At 72.6% G+C, this 17,866-nt stretch carries 12 protein-coding genes; 9 read left to right on the top strand and 3 right to left on the bottom strand.

The window, feature by feature from the left end; translation table 11 throughout:
• The coding region (gene eccE, locus ACFUUZ_RS25045; RefSeq protein WP_378700209.1) for a type VII secretion protein EccE at positions 1-1,801 on the bottom strand (1,801 nt) is incomplete at its 3' end.
• 152 nt (positions 1,802-1,953) lie between these two features.
• On the opposite strand from eccE, the gene eccB reads away from it, so the two are divergent.
• Positions 1,954-3,459 carry a type VII secretion protein EccB gene (gene eccB / locus ACFUUZ_RS25040; RefSeq protein ID WP_378700207.1) on the top strand — a complete coding sequence of 502 codons (1,506 nt, stop codon included), beginning with the start codon at positions 1,954-1,956 and terminating at the stop codon, positions 3,457-3,459.
• A gap of 12 nt (positions 3,460-3,471) precedes the next feature.
• Here eccB and eccA read toward each other — a convergent pair whose 3' ends face one another.
• The gene (eccA, locus tag ACFUUZ_RS25035; RefSeq protein ID WP_378700205.1) at positions 3,472-5,307 is read right to left on the bottom strand and encodes a type VII secretion AAA-ATPase EccA; all 1,836 of its coding nucleotides are present in this window, start codon (positions 5,305-5,307) and stop codon (positions 3,472-3,474) included.
• A 252-nt stretch (positions 5,308-5,559) separates the two neighbouring features.
• Here eccA and eccD point away from each other — a divergent pair, with 252 nt between their 5' ends.
• The 4 genes from eccD to ACFUUZ_RS25015 all read left to right on the top strand — a co-directional run bounded on the left by eccD (position 5,560) and on the right by ACFUUZ_RS25015 (position 13,220).
• Positions 5,560-6,981 (top strand): type VII secretion integral membrane protein EccD, encoded by a 1,422-nt coding sequence (eccD, locus tag ACFUUZ_RS25030; protein WP_378700203.1) that lies wholly within the window; start codon positions 5,560-5,562, stop codon positions 6,979-6,981.
• Complete coding sequence (mycP, locus tag ACFUUZ_RS25025; RefSeq protein WP_378700201.1) at positions 6,978-8,381, top strand: type VII secretion-associated serine protease mycosin; 1,404 nt, start codon at positions 6,978-6,980, stop codon at positions 8,379-8,381. The genes eccD and mycP overlap by 4 nt, the downstream gene beginning before the upstream one ends.
• A 25-nt stretch (positions 8,382-8,406) precedes the next feature.
• Positions 8,407-12,495, top strand: coding sequence for a type VII secretion protein EccCa (gene eccCa / locus ACFUUZ_RS25020; protein WP_378700199.1), 4,089 nt, complete (start codon positions 8,407-8,409; stop codon positions 12,493-12,495).
• A 227-nt stretch (positions 12,496-12,722) separates the two neighbouring features.
• Positions 12,723-13,220: a DUF4254 domain-containing protein gene (locus tag ACFUUZ_RS25015; protein WP_378700197.1), complete on the top strand. Its 498-nt coding sequence runs from the start codon at positions 12,723-12,725 to the stop codon at positions 13,218-13,220.
• A gap of 10 nt (positions 13,221-13,230) precedes the next feature.
• Here ACFUUZ_RS25015 and ACFUUZ_RS25010 read toward each other — a convergent pair whose 3' ends face one another.
• Positions 13,231-16,167 (bottom strand): AAA family ATPase, encoded by a 2,937-nt coding sequence (locus ACFUUZ_RS25010; RefSeq protein WP_378700195.1) that lies wholly within the window; start codon positions 16,165-16,167, stop codon positions 13,231-13,233.
• Between the two features lie 273 nt (positions 16,168-16,440).
• Between ACFUUZ_RS25010 and infA the strand changes: the two genes are divergently transcribed.
• The 4 genes from infA (at position 16,441) to rpsK (ending at position 17,857) form a co-directional block, all read left to right on the top strand.
• Positions 16,441-16,662: a translation initiation factor IF-1 gene (gene infA, locus ACFUUZ_RS25005; RefSeq protein WP_003418601.1), complete on the top strand. Its 222-nt coding sequence runs from the start codon at positions 16,441-16,443 to the stop codon at positions 16,660-16,662.
• A gap of 100 nt (positions 16,663-16,762) precedes the next feature.
• Positions 16,763-16,876: a 50S ribosomal protein L36 gene (gene rpmJ / locus ACFUUZ_RS25000; protein WP_040686659.1), complete on the top strand. Its 114-nt coding sequence runs from the start codon at positions 16,763-16,765 to the stop codon at positions 16,874-16,876.
• Between the two features lie 187 nt (positions 16,877-17,063).
• Complete coding sequence (gene rpsM / locus ACFUUZ_RS24995) at positions 17,064-17,435, top strand: 30S ribosomal protein S13 (protein WP_378700193.1); 372 nt, start codon at positions 17,064-17,066, stop codon at positions 17,433-17,435.
• A gap of 8 nt (positions 17,436-17,443) precedes the next feature.
• Positions 17,444-17,857 (top strand): 30S ribosomal protein S11, encoded by a 414-nt coding sequence (gene rpsK / locus ACFUUZ_RS24990; protein ID WP_030522613.1) that lies wholly within the window; start codon positions 17,444-17,446, stop codon positions 17,855-17,857.
• Positions 17,858-17,866: the final 9 nt, after the last annotated feature.

The following is a 17,866-nucleotide window of genomic DNA, read 5'->3' as shown; positions in this document are numbered from 1 at the left end:
CCCCGATGTACTCCATCTCCTGCGGCGTCGTCACCATCGAGACCGTCACCTCGGTCGCCGCGGTGCGCACCGTGATCCGGTTCAGCGCCTCCTGATCCTGGATCAGCGCCACATCCGCGTCGAGCGAGGCGGGCTCGCCCGCCTCGCGCACGTGCACGATGGTGGCGCCGCCCGCGTGCGTCATCGGCGGGATGCCGTCGAACACCAGCACGGTCGTGCTCGGGTAGGGCGCGGCGGGCGGCGGCGGGGCGGCGGGCAGCCGGTAGCTGGCGCCCGCCGCGCGCGGCGCGATGGCGAGGATGTGCGGCGCCTCCAGCGCGGCCACCATGGACTGCCAGCGGTCCGGCCGCGCCGTGTGCACGATGGCGTGCGCGCCGAGCGCGGTCGCCCGCAGCACCACCTGCTGCGCCAGGTCAAGGTTGCCGACCACCTCCAGGTGCCTGGTGCCCTCGCCGATCAGCGGCACCGCGATGCCGTGGCCCTCCTCGTCGGCGCCGATCAGCTGCCCGCAGCCCGCCGTCGGGACCGCGATGTCGCGCAGCGCGACCAGCGTGCCGCGGTACGAGGCGGCCGGGTCGACCCTGCGGTTCGCGCCGAGCGGGATGCTGTCGGTGAGCGCCCGCATCTGCTGCCCCGGCAGCGGGCGCAGGCTCGGCAGCGGCACCGCCTCCGGCTCGGCCGCGGTGTCCAGCCGGACCAGCGCCTCCAGCAGCACGGTCCCGGTCAGGTCGCGGCGGGTGTCCGGCTTGGCGACGCCGGGCCGCAGCCGCAGCGTGACGGTGGTGGAGAGGCTGGGCAGCGCCCAGATCGCGGCCAGCCCGGCGGGCTGCACCGCCTCGGCCTCGACCCGGTACATGGTCAGGTGGCGGTCACCGCTGCGCAGGCCGCGCGGGGTCTCGATGAGCTGGTCGAGCTCGGTGCCGTGGGTCAGCGTCCGCAGCGCGGCGCTCATCTCGCCCGCGCTCAGCACCGAGGTCGCGATGTCCAGCGCCGCCAGCCGGTTCGCCACCCGGCGGGTCGCGATGATGGCGGCCCGCAGCGTGCCGGTGCTGCCGCCGCCGCGCTTGGCGACCGCCTCGGCATTGGCCAGCGGGTCGAGCCGCAGCACCAGCCAGACCGTCCGGTGCGCGATCGCGGGCAGCGGGCCGAGGATGCGCTCGTACAGCTCCGCGGCGGGGCCGGTGCCCGCCGTCCTGGCGCCGGTGCTCACCAGGTCGATGCCCGCCAGCTCCAGGTCGAACTGGGAGAGGCAGCGGGCGACCTCGGCCAGCGGCAGCAGCTGGTCGGTGCTCAGCTCGCCGGGGCGCAGCAGGGTGAGGGTGTCCGGCGGCGGGTCGATGCGGAGCATGGTGAGCAGCATCTCGCCGTCCCAGCGCATGCCGTAGCCGCCGCCCTCGCTCACCGGGACGTCGAACGGCTCCCCGGTGGCCGCCCAGTTCTCCGGAAGCCTGCGGTCCCGGCGCCGGGCCAGCACACCGCCGAGCCGGTCGAGCAGGGTCCGCCCGCGGAACGGCGCGAGCAGGATCAGCGCCGCCACCGCGCCCGCCGCCACCGCGCCGAGCACGTGGTCCGTGGTGGCCAAGATCACCCAGCCCAGCACGGCGGCGATCAGCAGCGCCGGGATCACCACGCGCAGCGGGTAGATCCGGAACAGCCAGAAGGCGGGGTCGCGCAGCCGGTCGTACTGCGAGCCCGGTGCGGGCTGTTCCCGCTGCTCTTCGGGGTGTTCGGGGCTCGGATCCGGCTCGCCGTCGCCGGGAGCTTCCTCGTCGTTCATCGTCTGGTCGGCCAGCGTCGTCATCGCGTTTCCCTGTTCGAAGCCGAGTGGCCCGCGCTCGAAATGCTCTGGATGTCAGCGGTTCCGGGCCATCCCCGGCTACGGTACCGTGTCCGCTACAGACGGCTCCCGGTGATCGACTCCGGGAGCGATTCCCACGGCTTCCCGGAGATCGCGTGCCCGCCCAGCTGACAACTCGCGCCCAGGTCAACGGGTACAGATTCCTGTTGCGCAGGCTCGACCACGCCCTCGTCCGCCGGGACGTGCGCATGCTGCACGACCCGATGCGCTCCCAGATCCGCTCGCTCCTGGTCGGTCTCGTGCTCGGCATCCTGATCGTCGCGGGCGCGGCCATTCTCGGCCTGATCCGGCCGCAGGGCGCGATCGGCGACGCGCTGATCGTCTCCGGCAAGCAGAGCGGCGCGCTGTACGTGGTGGTCGGCGCCGAGGACGGCAGCAAGACGCTGCACCCGGTGCTGAACCTCGCCTCGGCGCGGCTGATCACCGGCAGCACCGCGGAGCCGAAGTCGGTGAAGGACAGCAAGCTCAACGACCTGCCGCGCGGCCCGCTGCTCGGGATCCCGGGGGCGCCCGCGGTGCTGCCCGGCTCCGGCCAGGGCGACCGCTCGGAGTGGACCACCTGCGAGACCATCTCGCTCTCCGCGGGCGGCAGCGCCGCCTCCGCCGCGGGCGGGAAGACGACGGTGCTGGCGGGCAGGCCCGAACTCGGCGACCGCGCCCGCGCCCTTTCCCCGAGCGAGGCGCTGCTCGTGCGGCACTCCGGGAAGACCTTCCTGCTCTACGACGGCAAGCGCGCCGAGCTCGACCCGGGCAACTCGGTGCTGGCCCGCGCGCTCGACCTGAGCGGCAGCACCCCGCGCCCGGCCGGGCCGGGGCTGCTCGCCGCGACGACGCCGGTGCCGCCGCTGACGCCGCCGCAGATCCCGCAGGCGGGCGCGCCGGGGCCGGGGCCGCTGGCCCGGTACCAGGTGGGCAGCATCGTCGCGGTACCGGACGCGCCCACCGACGGCACCGACCGCTACCTGGTGCTCGCCGGGGGGCTGCAGCCGGTGAGCCCGTTCACCGCCCAGCTGATCCGGTTCGCGGATTCCTACGGGCTCAGCGACATCCCGGCGCTCGCCCCGGACCTGCTGGACGAGGTGCCGGTCGTGCGCGCGCTGCCGCTCGACCACTTCCCGAAGGAGAAGCCCACCGTGGTGCGGGCCGAGGACGCGCCGGTCTCCTGCGTCTCCTGGGCCAAGGACCCCGGCGTCGCGCCCGCCGAGGGGACGGGTGACGCGCCGTCCGAGCGGGCCACCGTTGTGCTGCTGGCGGGGACGAGGGTGCCGATCCCGGAGAACGCGCACCCGGTCGAGCTGGCCACCGGCGACGGCACCGGCGAGCGGGTGGACGAGGTCTACCTGGCGCCTGGCACCGGCGAGTACGTGCAGATGACCGGGCTGGAGCCGGGGCACCCGCGCCGCGGCAGCCTCTTCTACGTCACCGACGCCGGTCTCCGGCACGGGGTTCCGAACGCGGAGGTGGCCGGGGTGCTCGGCCTGTCGAGCCAACCGCGGCTGGCGCCGTGGGCGATCGTCGGGCAGCTGGTGCCTGGCCCGACCCTCGACCCGCGGGACGCCATGGTCGCCCGCGACCAGCTGCCGCAGGAGCCGACCGGGTAGCTCCCGCGCTGCTCAGAAGTTCATCGGGGGCAGGTTCAGCGAGGCGAGCAGCCCGGTCAGCGCGGTGCGCATGTCCGGCTCCTCGATCCGCATGAGCACATCGTCGTCGACCGCGGAGAGATCCAGCGATTCGTCGTTGGCGAGCCGGAATTCGCGCTCCTCCTCGGCCGCCTCGACGACATTGCGGATGAAGCGGCCGTTGCCCGCCAGGTCGACGCCGCGCCGCGGCTGCCCGCTCTGGTCGGTGCTCTGCAGGTCGTACAGGTGCGCGCAGACCCGCACCAGCAGCGCCGCCGCCTCCTCGGAGAGCTGCGAATCGCGCTTGTCGGCGATCACCCCGCCGATGGCGCCCAGCTCCTCCGGGGTGTACGAGGGGAACTGCAGCCGCTTGGCGAAGCGCGAGGCGAGGCCGTCGTTGCTGGCCAGGAAGCGGTCGATCTCGCCGTCGTAGCCCGCGATGATGACGACCAGCCGGTCGCGGTCGTTCTCCATCCTGGCGAGCAGGGTGTCCACCGCCTCCCGGCCGAAGGCGTCGCCGCCGGAGAGCCCCGCCTGGATCAGCGTGTACGCCTCGTCCACGAAGAGCACGCCGTCCATCGCGGTGTCGATCAGCGCCTCGGTCTTGATCGCGGTGGAGCCGAGGTGCTGGCCGACGAAGTCGGAGCGCTTGGTCTCCACCACCTTGTCGGTCTTGAGCAGCCCGAGCCCGCAGTAGATCTTGGCGACCACGCGGGCGATGGTGGTCTTGCCGGTGCCCGGCGGCCCGGTGAAGGCGAGGTGCTGCCCGCGCGGCGCGCTGGAGAGCCCCTTCTCGGCCCGGATCTTGGCCAGCTGCGCGCTGGACTGCAACTTGGCCACCTGCGTCTTCACCGAGCCGAGGCCGATCTGCGAGTCCAGCTCGGCGCGCGCCTCGGCCAGGATCTTCTTCGCCCGGTCCTCGGACTCGGCCTGCTCCATCTGCTCCATCGAGGGCGAGGAGGCCGGGTCCCAGCGGTCCGTTCGCGCGTCGATCGACTCTCGGGAGGTGATCGTGATGCGGTAGGTGCGGTCCCGCATGGCGGCGGTGTTCGCCTCGAAATCCGGTGCCTGCGAGTACACCTTCTCGAAGAGCGCCTGCGCCTCGTCCTCGTTGTTCATCTCGCGCAGGCACAGCCCGCGGCAGAACATCGCGGTCGAGCGGGCCGCCGGGATCGGGCCGCGCTCGGCCTGCTCCATCCGCCGGATCGCCTCGCCGAAGAGCCCGAGCTGCGCGCAGGCCGTGCCGACCATCACATGGGCACCGGCGGCGAGGTAGGGGTCCGGCCACTCCGCCGAACCCGCGAGCACCGCCATGACATCCGGCCACCGCTGCGTCTGGTAGTGCAGCACCCCGCGCACGTAGGCGGCGATCCGGTCGTCGACCTCGCGCTCCGGGTCGTCGGTGCGCGACTTCCGGTGCGCGGCCAGCTCGTCCAGCACCTTCTCCGCCTCGCCGTACTCCTTCTCGGCGATCAGCTGCGCCGCCCAGGCGAGCCAGATCTCGGTGTAGCTGGCCAGCGGGTAGTCGATGTAGAGGCCGGGCAGGAACCGCCCGGCCAGCTTGCGGGCTGGCAGCCCGAGCCTGCGCTGTTCGCGCTGCAGCGTGCTGCCGCTGGTGCGGCAGAGGTTGTCGAGCACCTCGCGGGTGAGCTCCCCGGCCGCCGCGCGGCCCAGCCAGGCATCGCACATGGCGGGATCCCACTCGGTGGCGCGCTGGAACGCCAGCTTGGCGTACTCCAGGTCCCGTGCGGACTCCTGACCCTCGAGGGAGATTCCGAGTGAAAGGACTCCGGCGTCGAAGGCGCGCTGAGCTTGGCGATTGCCGGTCATGGTGTGAGAACCCCGAAATCTTCTTCTACCGTTGACATTCAGTTCACCTCGGACCGGCCTGCGCGATCGCGTGGGCGGTGGTCTGTCCGTTACATTAGGTTCAGCTGCCGGGAGGCTGCAACGCAAGTCTCATCTACCTGTGCGCGCCGGGAGCCACCGCACTCGGCGCTGTTGGGGGCGTGAACGTCGTTGATCGAAACGCAGTCGGCCGGGGGAGCCCGGGCCGTCGAGGCGGAACTCACCCGAGTCTCCGTGATCGGTGGCGACACTCAGCTGGATGTGGGGCTGCCGTCGACGGTCCCGATCGCCGGGTACATCGGTGAGCTCGTCGCGCTGATCGAGTCGCGCAACCCGAATCCGGCCGCCGCGGAGGACGCCCCCGGCGACCTGAACGCGCAGCGCTGGACGCTGGCCCGGCTGGGCAGGGACGCCATCGCGCCGAGCCGCAGCCTGGACGAGGCCGAGATCTACGACGGCGAGCTGCTGGTGCTGCGCTCGGTCACGGCGAAGGAGGCGCCCGCGCTCTTCGACGACGTCATCGACGCGGTCTCCCAACTCACCGCGGCCGAGTTCCGCGGCTGGACCGGCGGCTCCGCGCGCTGGACCGGGCTGGTCGGCTCGCTGCTCACCGTGCTCGTCCTGATCGCCCTGCTGGTCGTGGCGCGGCAGCACGGCGATCCGCTGGCCCCCGCCTTCGCGCTGACCGGCGCCGCCGCGGCCGCCTTCACCGGCGCGGGCTTCGCCGCCCGCCGGTACCGCGACCAGCTGACCGCGACCTGGCTCTCCGCCGACGGCCTGCTGCTCGCCTTCGCGGGCGCCGCGCTCTTCGTGCCGGGGCAGCTCGGCGCGGCGCAGCTGCTGCTCGGCAGCTCGGTGCTGCTGGTCTTCGCGGTGCTCGGGTACCGGGTGACCGGCGTCGGCGCCGCGCTCTTCATCGCGGCGAGCGCGCTCGCGGTGGTCGGCATCGGCGCGGCGGGGGTCTACCTGGCCTGGCACCCGGGGCTGCCGAAGCTGGCGGGCGGGCTGCTCGTGGTCGGGCTGATCGCCATCTCGATGGCGCCGCGGCTCGCCGCGGGGCTGGCGCGGCTGCCGATCCCGCCGGTGCCGACCGCGGGCGCCGCGATCGACCCGGCCGACCACGAGCAGCGCCCCACCCTCGAGGGCATCGGCGCCATCGGCGCGACCGCGCTGCCCTCGGCCACCGGCCTGGAGCTGCGGGCGCGGGCGGCGAACCGGTACCAGTCGGGGCTGATCTTCGCCTGCGCCATCGTCACCGTGCTGGGCGCCTTCGGCGCGGCCGACCCGCTCGGCCATCCGCGCTGGCAGGGGATCACGCTGGCCTGCGTCACGGCGGTGATCCTGTGCCTGCGCGGCCGCGCCTTCGCCGACCTGATCCAGGCGGTGACGCTGATCGCGGGCGGCTGCCTGACCACGGTCGCGCTGATCGCGGGGCTCGCGCTCGGCGACAGCGGTTTCGAGCTGCTCGCCGTCGGGCTGCTGCTCGCCTTCGCCGCGGGCGCGATCGCGTTCGGCGTGATCGGGCCGCACATCGAGGCCACCCCGGTGACCAGGCGCGGCATCGAGATCTTCGAGTACCTGCTCATCGTCGCCGTGATCCCGCTGGTGCTGTGGATCGCGGGCGTCTACTCGATGGCCAGGAATATCGACCTATGAGCTCCGCGCGCCGAGTGGCTGCCCGGGTCGGCGGGGCGGCGGTGCTGCTCGCGGGGGCGTGTGCCGCGGCGCTCGCCCCGGCGGCGGCGATCCCGCCGCCCGGGATCGACCCCGGCGCGCTCGGCGCGGCCCAGGCGATCAGCGGCGCGCCCGCCCCGACCGAGCCGACCGAGCAGCGGTCGCTCTGCGCCGAGCCGGTGCTGATCGGCGCGCCGCCGCAGGAGCCGCCGATGGCGCAGCGGGTGCTCGACCTCCCGGCGGCCTGGCAGTTCAGCCGCGGCGCCGGGCAGAAGGTCGCGGTGATCGACACCGGGGTGAACCGGCACCCGCGGCTGCCCGCGCTGCAGCCGGGCGGCGACTACGTCTCGGACAGCGACGGCACCGTCGACTGCGACGGCCACGGCACCCTGGTGGCGGGCATCATCGCCGCCCGCCCGAGCCTGGAGGACGCCTTCGTCGGGGTGGCGCCGGACGCCGAGATCCTCGCCATCCGGCAGCTCAGCCTGGCCTACGAGCGCAAGGACAGCGCCCGCGCCCAGCCCGGCGAGATCCGCAGCGGCGGGTACGGCAGCGTGCTCACACTCGCGGGCGCCGTGGTCCGCGCGGTCGACATGGGCGCCACCGTGATCAATATCTCCGAGGTGGCGTGCAGCCGGGCGGGCACCGACACCTCCGACGGCGCGCTCGGCGCCGCGGTGAAATACGCCTACGACCGCAACGTGGTCGTGGTCGCCGCGGCGGGGAACGTCGATTCCAGCGGAGCCTGCGAGACGCAGAACGACGGCAGCGGCTGGTCCGCCGTGAACACCGTCGCCAGCCCGGCCTGGTTCGCGCCCTACGTGCTCGCCGTCGGCTCGGTCGACGCGGACGGCAAACCGTCCGAGCTGTCGCTGCACGGCCCCTGGGTGGGCGTCGCCGCGATCGGCCGCAATATCGTCTCGCTGGACTCGAAGCCGGGCGGCGCCGGCCTGGTCAACGGCGTACAGACCGCGGAGGGGATCCGCGCGGTGGACGGCACCAGCTTCGCCGCGCCGTACGTGGCCGGGCTGGCCGCGCTGGTGCGCGCCCGCTACCCGGAGCTGAACGCGCAGCAGGTGATCGACCGGATCACCCGCACCGCGCAGGCGCCTGGCATCGGCCGCGAGGACACCGTCGGCGCCGGGCTGATCGATCCGGTGGCCGCGCTCACCGCCCCGCTGCCCGCGCAGCCGATCGGCGTCGGCGCCGCGGTCGCCAGGCCCATCGCGGCGCCGGTGCTGCCGCCGGGGCCGGATCCGCGCCCGCGCCGGATCGCGGTGATCGGCTCCGTCGTCTGCCTCTCCGGGCTGGCCGTCGCGGTCGCGGTCAGCCTCCCGTACCGCCGCCGACGCCGGGACATCGAGGCCGAGCTCACCCCCTGACCGACCGCAAGACCCCGAAGGACCCATGGCTACCGAAGGTTTCGTCCGACGCCCCCGCATCGCCCCGCCGCGCGCGCCGGGCGGCGAGGTGGCGCTGACCCCGCCGCCGGAGGTGCCGCGGCCGCTGCCCGCACCGCTCATGATGAAGATCATGCCGGTGGTCATGGTGATCGCCATGGTCGGCATGATCGCGATGATGGCGATGATGGGCCGCAACCTGCTCGCCAACCCCTTCATGATGATGTTCCCGCTCATGATGGTCATGTCCATGGTCGGCATGATGGCGGGGTACCGCGGCGGCGGCGGCAAGCGCGCGGTCGAGCTCAACGAGGAGCGCAAGGACTACTTCCGCTACCTCGACCAGATCCGCAAGGACGTCAGGCGCACCGGCGGCAAGCAGCTGGAGACGCTGGTCTGGAGCCACCCCGAGCCCATCGACCTGCTGTCGCTGACCGGTACCAGGCGGATGTGGGAGCGCCGACCCAATGACCCCGACTTCGGCCACGTCCGGGTCGGGATCGGCAGCCACCGCCTCGCCACCAAGTTGGCCCGCCCGGAGACCGGCCCGCTGGAGGACCTGGAGCCGGTCTCCACGGTCGCGCTGCGCCGCTTCGTGCGCACCCACTCGGTGGTGCACCGGCTGCCGACCGCGGTGTCGCTGCGCGCCTTCCCCGCCATCAATATCGAGGGCCCGCCCGACGAGGCCCGCATGCTGGTCCGCGCCATGCTCATGGAGCTGGTCGTCTTCCACGGCCCTGACCACCTGATCGTGGCGATCGTCTGCGCCGACCCGGACGGTCCGTGGGCATGGACGAAATGGCTCCCGCACCTGCAACATCCGACCCAGCGGGACGGCATGGGCTCGGCCCGCATGCTCTACACCTCGCTCGGCGAGCTGGAGACGGCGCTGCAGGGCGAGCTGCTCGAGCGCGGCCGCTTCATGCGCAATCCGCAGCCGACGCAGGGCAGGCTGCACCTGGTCGTCGTCATCGACGATGGCTACGTCAACGGCAGCGAGCGGCTGGTCAGCGAGTCCGGCCTGGACTCGGTGACGGTGCTCGACCTCACCGCCCCCGAGGGCGGCCTCGCCGCCCGCCGCGGCCTGCAACTGCTGGTCGGCGACGGCGACGTCTCGGCCCGCAGCGCCGCCGGGGTGGAGAAGTTCGCGACCGTCGACACGGTCGGCACCGCCGAGGCCGCGGCGCTGGCTCGCGGGCTGGCCAAGTACCGGCTGGCGACCGCGGCGCAGATCGTCAGCCTCGGTGAGGGTTCGGTCTCCGACCCCGGGCTCATGTCGCTGCTGCGGATCCAGGACGCGGCGCTCATCGACCCGGCCCGGGTGTGGCGGCCGCGCACCGCGCGCGAGCGGCTGCGGGTGCCGATCGGCATCACCCCGGACGGCACCCCCGTCGAGCTGGACATCAAGGAGTCCGCCGAGAACGGCATGGGCCCGCACGGGCTGTGCATCGGCGCCACCGGCTCCGGCAAGTCGGAATTCCTGCGCACGCTGGTGCTCTCGCTGGTCACCACGCACTCCCCGGACGCGCTCAACCTGGTCCTGGTCGACTTCAAGGGCGGCGCGACCTTCCTCGGCCTCGACCCGCTGCCGCACGTGGCCGCGGTCATCACCAACCTCGAGGACGAACTCGCCCTGGTCGACCGCATGAAGGACGCGCTGGCGGGCGAGATGAACCGCAGGCAGGAGCTGCTGCGCTCGGCGGGCAACTACGCCAACGTCACCGAGTACGAGCGGGCCCGCGCGGCGGGCGTCGCGCTCGACCCGCTGCCCGCGCTCTTCATCGTGGTCGACGAGTTCTCCGAGCTGCTCTCGCAGAAGCCGGATTTCGCGGAGCTCTTCGTCCAGATCGGCAGGCTCGGGCGCTCGCTGCACGTGCACCTGCTGCTCGCCTCGCAGCGGCTGGAGGAGAACAAGCTGCGCGGCCTGGAATCGCACCTGTCGTACCGGATCGGGCTGCGCACCTTCTCCGCCAACGAGTCCCGCGCCGTGCTCGGCATCACCGACGCCTACCACCTGCCCAGCGTCCCCGGCTCCGGCTACCTCAAGAGCGACGCCTCGGATCCGCTGCGCTTCAACGCCTCCTACGTCTCCGGGCCGTACATCGCCCCGCAGGGCGGCGAGGCCGCCGAGGACGGCGGCCCGGTCACCGGCGGCCGCCCCACGGTCTTCACCGCGAGCCCGGTGGAGCTGCCGGAGGCCGCGGAGCAGCGGGACGAGGCCGCGGACGATCCGCTCGGGCTGCCCCCGCCGCCGCCCGCGGGCAACCGCAGGCCCGAGCTGCCGCCGCCGCCCGGGCAGGCCGCAGCGCGGGACGAGGGCGTCCCGGACAGCCTGCTCGACGTCGTGGTGCGCAGGCTGACCGGGCACGGCAGGCCCGCGCACGAGGTCTGGCTGCCGCCGCTGGACGACTCGCCGACGGTGGACATGCTGCTGCCCGACCCGGACTGGCGCTCGCCGGTGAACCGGCACGGCCAGCTGTGGATGCCGATCGGCGTCATCGACAAGCCCTACGAGCAGCGCCGCGACGTGCTCACGGTCAGCCTGGCGGGCGCGCAGGGCAATATCGCCGTCGTCGGCGGCCCGCAGTCCGGCAAGTCGACGACGCTGCGCTCGATCATCATGGCCGCGGCCGCCACGCACACCCCGGAGCAGGTGCAGTTCTACTGCCTCGACTTCGGCGGCGGCAGCATGACCGGGCTCAACGGGGTTCCGCACGTCGGCTCGGTGGCGACCCGCCTCGACGGCGACCGGGTGCGGCGCACCATCGCCGAGCTGACCACCCTGCTGCGCCAGCGCGAGGAGCGCTTCACCGAGCGCGGCATCGAGTCCATGGTCGACTTCCGGCGCCGCAAGTTCGCCGCCGCGCAGCACGTTCCCGGCGGCGCCTCCTCGCCGGGCAACCCGCTCGCCGACGACCAGTTCGGCGACGTCTTCCTGGTGATCGACGGCTGGGCGGTGATCCGCGAGGAGTTCGACGTCCTGGAGGCGCAGATCAACGCGATCGCCGCGCAGGGCCTCTCCTACGGCATCCACCTGGTGATCGCCGCCAACCGCTGGGCGGAGATCCGCCCGGTGGTCAAGGACCAGATCGGCACGCGGCTGGAGCTGCGGCTCGGCGACCCCTCCGACTCCGAGATGGGCCGCAGGACCGCACACCAGGTGCCGGTCGGCCGCCCCGGACGCGGCATGACCCCGCAGCAGCTGCACATGCTGGTCGCGCTGCCCCGGCTCGACTCCGACTCCAACCCGGAGACCGTGTCCGACGGCGTCGCGGCGGCCCGCGCCGGGCTGCAGCAGCTGCACCCGCGGCACCGCGCCCCCGAGGTCAGAATGCTGCCGCTGCGGCTGGACCGCGGCGAGCTGCTCGCCCAGACCGCCGCGGCGGGCATCGAGCTCGGCCCCACGAAGGTGGTGATCGGGCTCGGCGAATCCGAGCTGCAGCCGCTGGTGCTCAACTTCGAGGTCGACCCGCACTTCATGGCCTTCGCCGACGTGGAGTCCGGCAAGACCACGCTGCTGCGCAATATCGTCATGGGCATCGTGGAGAACTCCACCGCCGAGCAGGCCAGGATCATCATGATCGACTACCGCCGCACCATGCTCGGCGTGGTCGAGGGCAAGCACCTGGCCGGTTACTCCACCTCGTCGCAGACCTGTGCGCCGATGATCAAGGAGGTCGCGGGCTACCTGGCGACCCGGCTCCCCGGCTCCGACATCACCCCGCAGCAGCTGCGCGAGCGGAGCTGGTGGACCGGCCCGGAGATCTACATCGTGGTCGACGACTACGACATGGTCGCCACCGGCACCGGCAACCCGTTCGCCCCGCTGCTGGAGTACCTGCCGCAGGCCCGCGACATCGGCATGCACTTCGTCGTCACCCGCCGGATGGGCGGGGTCTCGCGGGCGCTGTTCGACCCGGTACTCGGCGGCCTCAAGAACCTGTCGGTCGACGCGCTGATCATGAGCGGACCCAGGGAGGAGGGCAAGGTGATCGGCGATGTGCGGCCGAGCAAGCTGCCGCCCGGCCGTGGCACCCTGGTCTCCCGCAGCCGCGGCCAGGAGATGGTGCAGATCGCCTACCTGCCCGAACTCTGACCTGAGGCACCGCTACCCATCCGCGCACCGGTAAAACCATCGGCCGACAAGGAATTTCGGCCGAGCACCGGCGGGTAACGCTTTGGAATCGGGCTCCGGTCGCGGCCGGGACTTCGCTTGACAGGGTCTTCGCGGGGTTTAGTCTGGTCAACGTTTGAACGCTCTGATCCGGTGTTGTGCGGCGATGACTGCGAGGCAACGTGGCAGGTTCGGATAGTTCTACGGTCGTGACGACCTTTCCCGGGACGCCGAGGGGTGTCGACCCGGGTGCTTCGGAAAAAGGACAGCTACCCTTCTCGGATCTCCTGCTCCGCGCGCTGCGCGGCCATCGGGTGGTCGGTGGGCCGCTGCTCTGGTTCGCGCGTGATCTGGCGGTGCTGCACGAGCGGCGCATGGGCCCCGGCGGCCCGGAGACGCCGATCGCGCCCGCGGCGGTGCTGGAGATCGACCGCCGCCGGGGTGAGCTGGTGATGGCGATCGACGACTGGGTGGCGCGCAACGTGCCGGAGCACCGGCTCGGCGCCACCCTGCACACCGAGACCATCGGCGCGGTGACCGACCGCCTCGCCGAGTCCTCGGTGCGCGCGCACCGCGCCCTGATGACGCTGGACGCCGACGACGACCGGCTGCACAGCGCCTGGCACCACCTGGCCGAGCTGGCCGACGGCTACGACGACCTGGTGCGTGACGTGCTGGAGGGCAGGCGCAGGCTGCCCGAGTGGTGAGCGCGCGCCGTCAACTCCGGTAGACGGCGAACTCGTCGGCCACCGTCGCCGCGAGCTCGACGTAGGCCCGCTTGGTGTTCTTGTGCAGGCGGTGCAGGTCGATCTCCGCGCCCTCGGAGAGGTGGCCGTCGTAGGGGATGATGTGCACCGCGCGGCAGCGGGACAGGAAGTACTCGCGCAGGTGCTGCACCCCGACCGTCGGCGAGCCCTCGCGCGGCAAGTTGATCACCACCACCGCATTGCGCACCAGGTGGTCGTGGCCGTGCAGGGAGAGCCAGTCCAGGGTCGCCGCCGCGCTGCGGGCGCCGTCGATGGCGGCCGAGGAGATCAGCACCAGCGAGTGCGCCGTCTCCAGCACGCCGGACATGGCCGAGTGCATGAGGCCGGTGCCGCAGTCGGTCAGGATGATGTTGTAGAAGCGCTGCAGGATCCGCGCGACCGCGCGGTACTCCTCGTCGCTGAACGCCTCGGACGCCGCCGGGTCGCGCTCGCTCGCCAGCACCTCCAGCCGGGAGGTGCCCTGCGAGGTGTGCCTGCGGACGTCGGAGTAGCGCTGGATGGCGGGGTCGAGGAGCAGGTCGCGCACGGTGGAGCGGGTCTGCAGCGGCACCCGCTGGGAGAGCGTGCCGAAGTCCGGGTTGGCGTCCACGGCGATCACCCGGTCGCCGCGGATCGAGGCGAAGATCGAGCCGAGGCCGACGGTGGTGGTCGTCTTGCCGACGCCGCCCTTCAGCGAGAGCACGGCGATCCGGTAGTCGCCGCGGACCGGCTGCCTGATCCGCGCCACCAGCTCCTGGAGCCGGCGCTCCTCGGCCGACATGCCCGGGTTGATGGCGCCGCCGGAAACGTGGTGCACGGCCTTCCGCCAGCCGCTGCCCGGGGACTTCCTGGCCCGGCGCATCGGCACGTCGTCCAGCGACGGGGGCGGGGTGGAGGTGTAGGTGTTCGGCGGAGTCGCGTTGAACTGCCTGCCGTCGTAGGGATTCGGGCCGGGGCCGTACGGGGGATTTCCCGGCGGCTGATTCGGGCCGGGGCCGTACTGAGGATGCACCGGTGGTTGGTTCGGCCCTGGGCCGTACTGCGGGTTACCCGACGGCTGGTTCGGGCCGGGGCCGTACTGCTGGTTACCCGACGGCTGGTTCGGGCCGGGGCCGTACTGCTGGTTCCCCGGGGACTGGTTCGGGCCGGGGCCGTACTGCGAATTCGCCTGTGGATGATTCGGAGCCGAGTCGTACCGCGGCGCGCCGTCCTGCGCGGGGCTGTCGAGCGGCGCCCCGGCGGGGCCGCGGGGCGGTGCCACCTGGCTGGCGGTGGGCTGTGCGTCGAGGCCGCGCTGGTTCGCGTACAGCCGATTCGGCTCCCCGTGCTCGGCCGGAGCGCGATTCGGCTCGTGCCCGTAGTCGGGCGAGGCGTGCTGCGGCGCCGAATCCGGGTTCGGCCCGTACGAAAGCGGCCCCCGGTCCGCGCCGGGTACCGGCACCACGTTCGTCGGCGACGTGCTGTACGGCGGCGGTGACGGCACGGGATCGGGTGCGGGAGAACCGTTCCCGGCGGGCGGGGTGGGGTAGGCGGTGGGCGCCGCGTGCGGGGGAGCGGGCGGGTAGAGCGGCCCCGCCGCCGGCACCTCGAAGTTCTGCGGCACTACGGGGCGGGCGGGCGCCGACTGGTAGGCCGACGAATCCTGTTCCGGCTCAGCAAGTTCCGGAGCGCTCTCCGGCTCCGCCTGCGGCGGTCCGTAGGGGCCACCGCCGGGCACCTGCCACGGCGGCACACTGCCACCGGTGACCGGCGCGACCGGGGCGCGCGGCGGCAGCGCGTCCGGCGTGCCGATCTGCCCGCGCTCCAGCGGCTCCTCCGGTTCCGGCTCGGCATCCCGGCGCAGCGCCGAGAGCCCCTCCCGGAAACCGGCCAGATCGCGATGCGGCGCAACGGATTCCGGCTGCTCGCCCGCGGAGCCGTTCGGCGGCGACAGCCGCTCGGGCGGCTCCGCCGCGGGTGGGGGCGGCGGCAGCTCGGGCCGAGCCCGGCGCCGCTCCCGCACCGCCGATGCCTCGCGCAACCCGCCCGCCGCGCTCGCTCCCGCGCCGAGCGGCTGGAACGCGCTCGACGGGCTGGAGGGGTTGCGGGTCGGCAGCGTCGGCCGCGGACTCTCCTCCGGCACGACCGCCCCGTTCCGCGGATCCCGCAGCGCCTCGTCCTCCCGTTGTGTCCCCGACTCGTGCCGCGCGGACGCGCCCCGCGGCCCGAATTCCCCTCGTTGCCCCTCTAATTCCGGCGCCCCGGCCTCCGCACCTGCTATCGGCCGCCCAACGGCCGCACCGGGTCCGATCTCTTCGCCGCCGGCCGCAGGCGCGAACTCCGCGCTCCGCGCCTCCGATTCGGATCGCCCGTTCTCGCCCGCGAATTCGCCGTGCCAGGCCCCCGGCTGCCCGCTTCCCGGCGCGAATGGCGCGTGCCCGGCCTCCGATTGCGCGCTCGGCGCCGATTCGGCGTGCCGCGCCTCCGGCTGCTCGCTGGGCCGCGGCGCGAATTCGCTTGCGCTCGAACGCGCCTCGAAGCTGCCACGGTCGCCCGTGCCCTCCGACTCGAACCGCGGCGGCGCGCCGGCATCAATCTCGCCGACATCCCCCGCCCGCTCGGTCGCGGCACCATGACCGAACTCGCCGGACGCCGAACGCGCCCCACCCTCGTCCTCGTCGAGGTCACCACCGGTGCCCGCGGCGGGCGCCTCGTCCCCGCGCCGCCACCCGCGCCGCCGCTTCTCCCGCCGCCCTGACTCGGGCCGCTCCCCCTCGGGGGCGCGGTTGCGGAACCGCGAGCGCCGCGGCGCGGGAGCCTCCTCGTCGGACGGGAGGTTCTGAACGGGTGCTTCGTAGCCGACCTGCGTGACGTCGCTCTCCGAGAGCCACGGCGGCAGCATGGGGAGGCCGTCGTCGTTGCGGCTCACCTGTCCCCCTCGATGTGCTGGAGCATTTCGCTGGACTCGAGGTCAGTTTACGGGACCGGCCCGGCCCGGCGGGGAAGGGGCGATTTTGCCTGATCGGCGGCCCCTCGGTAAGCTGGAGCGACGGTGCGCCTACAGGCATGCGTTCACCCGGGAACATTCGATCCGTTGTCGACGTTCGATTGTTCGTTGGTGTCCGGACGGTGCGGTGCGGGCGCCGAGCAGGACCAGAGCAGCAATCACACCAGGTTGAGCGTAACCGGGATCGCGGAGGACATGGCGAAAAAAGACGGGGCCATCGAGGTCGAGGGTCGAGTTGTCGAGCCGTTGCCGAATGCGATGTTCCGGATCGAGCTCGAGAACGGGCACAAGGTTCTCGCGCACATCAGCGGGAAGATGCGGCAGCACTACATCCGCATCCTGCCCGAGGATCGGGTGGTCGTCGAGCTGTCGCCCTACGACCTGTCCCGCGGCCGGATCGTTTACCGCTACAAGTGACGGGCTCGCCTCGCGAGCACGAAGGAAAGCTTCCCCAGCCGTCGGGCTGGGGAAAAGTTGTGTCCACACCCCGTGGGCCACAGTAAGAGATTGGACGGACGTGAAGGTTCAGCCGAGCGTCAAGAAGATCTGCGAGAAGTGCAAGGTGATCCGCCGGCACGGGCGGGTCATGGTGATCTGCGAGAACCTGCGGCACAAGCAGCGTCAGGGCTGACACCACCGAGCACCGATCGCCGATCGGGCTTGACCGAAGAAACTCCCAGCGCCAGCCACACGCTTGGGTACGGGTGGGTCGCGAGATCCACCCGGGCGTGTGCGCTCACCACCGGAACGGAGGCCGGTGCCCCGGACGAGGGGATGGACAGGGAGCAGACCTCCGCAACCATTAAGGAACCTGCCAGATGGCACGTCTCATGGGCGTCGATCTCCCGCGCGACAAGCGCATGGAGATCGCGCTGACCTACATTTTCGGCATCGGCCGTACCCGTTCCCACGAGATCCTCGCCGCCACCGGGGTCAGCCCCGACCTGCGGTCGAAGGATCTCAGCGACGACGACCTGACCCGGCTCCGCGACTACATCGAGGCGTCCGAGTTCAAGGTCGAGGGCGACCTGCGCCGCGAGGTGCAGGCCGACATCCGCCGCAAGATCGAGATCGGCTGCTACCAGGGCATCCGGCATCGTCGCGGCCTGCCCGTGCGGGGCCAGCGCACCAAGACCAACGCGCGCACTCGCAAGGGTCCGAAGAAGACCGTCGCCGGTAAGAAGAAGTAAGGGAACCGATGCCTCCGAAGAGCCGGGCCTCGGGCCCGAAGAAGTCCCAGAAGTCGCGTCGCAGGGAAAAGAAGAACGTCCCGCACGGCCACGCGCACATCAAGAGCACGTTCAACAACACGATCGTGTCGATCACCGACCCCTCCGGCAACGTCATCTCCTGGGCGTCGTCGGGCCACGTCGGGTTCAAGGGCTCGCGCAAGTCGACCCCGTTCGCCGCCCAGCTGGCCGCCGAGAACGCTGCCCGCAAGGCGCAGGAGAACGGCGTCAAGAAGGTCGACGTGTTCGTCAAGGGCCCGGGCTCGGGCCGCGAGACCGCGATCCGTTCACTGCAGGCCGCAGGGCTGGAAGTGGGCACGATCTCCGATGTCACCCCGCAGCCGCACAACGGCTGCCGTCCGCCCAAGCGGCGTCGCGTCTAAGCGGGAAAG

Origin of the sequence: Nocardia sp. NPDC057353, assembly GCF_042667085.1 — a bacterium.
Taxonomy (GTDB): domain Bacteria; phylum Actinomycetota; class Actinomycetes; order Mycobacteriales; family Mycobacteriaceae; genus Nocardia.
This window is presented reverse-complemented; position numbering and strand designations above follow the sequence as displayed.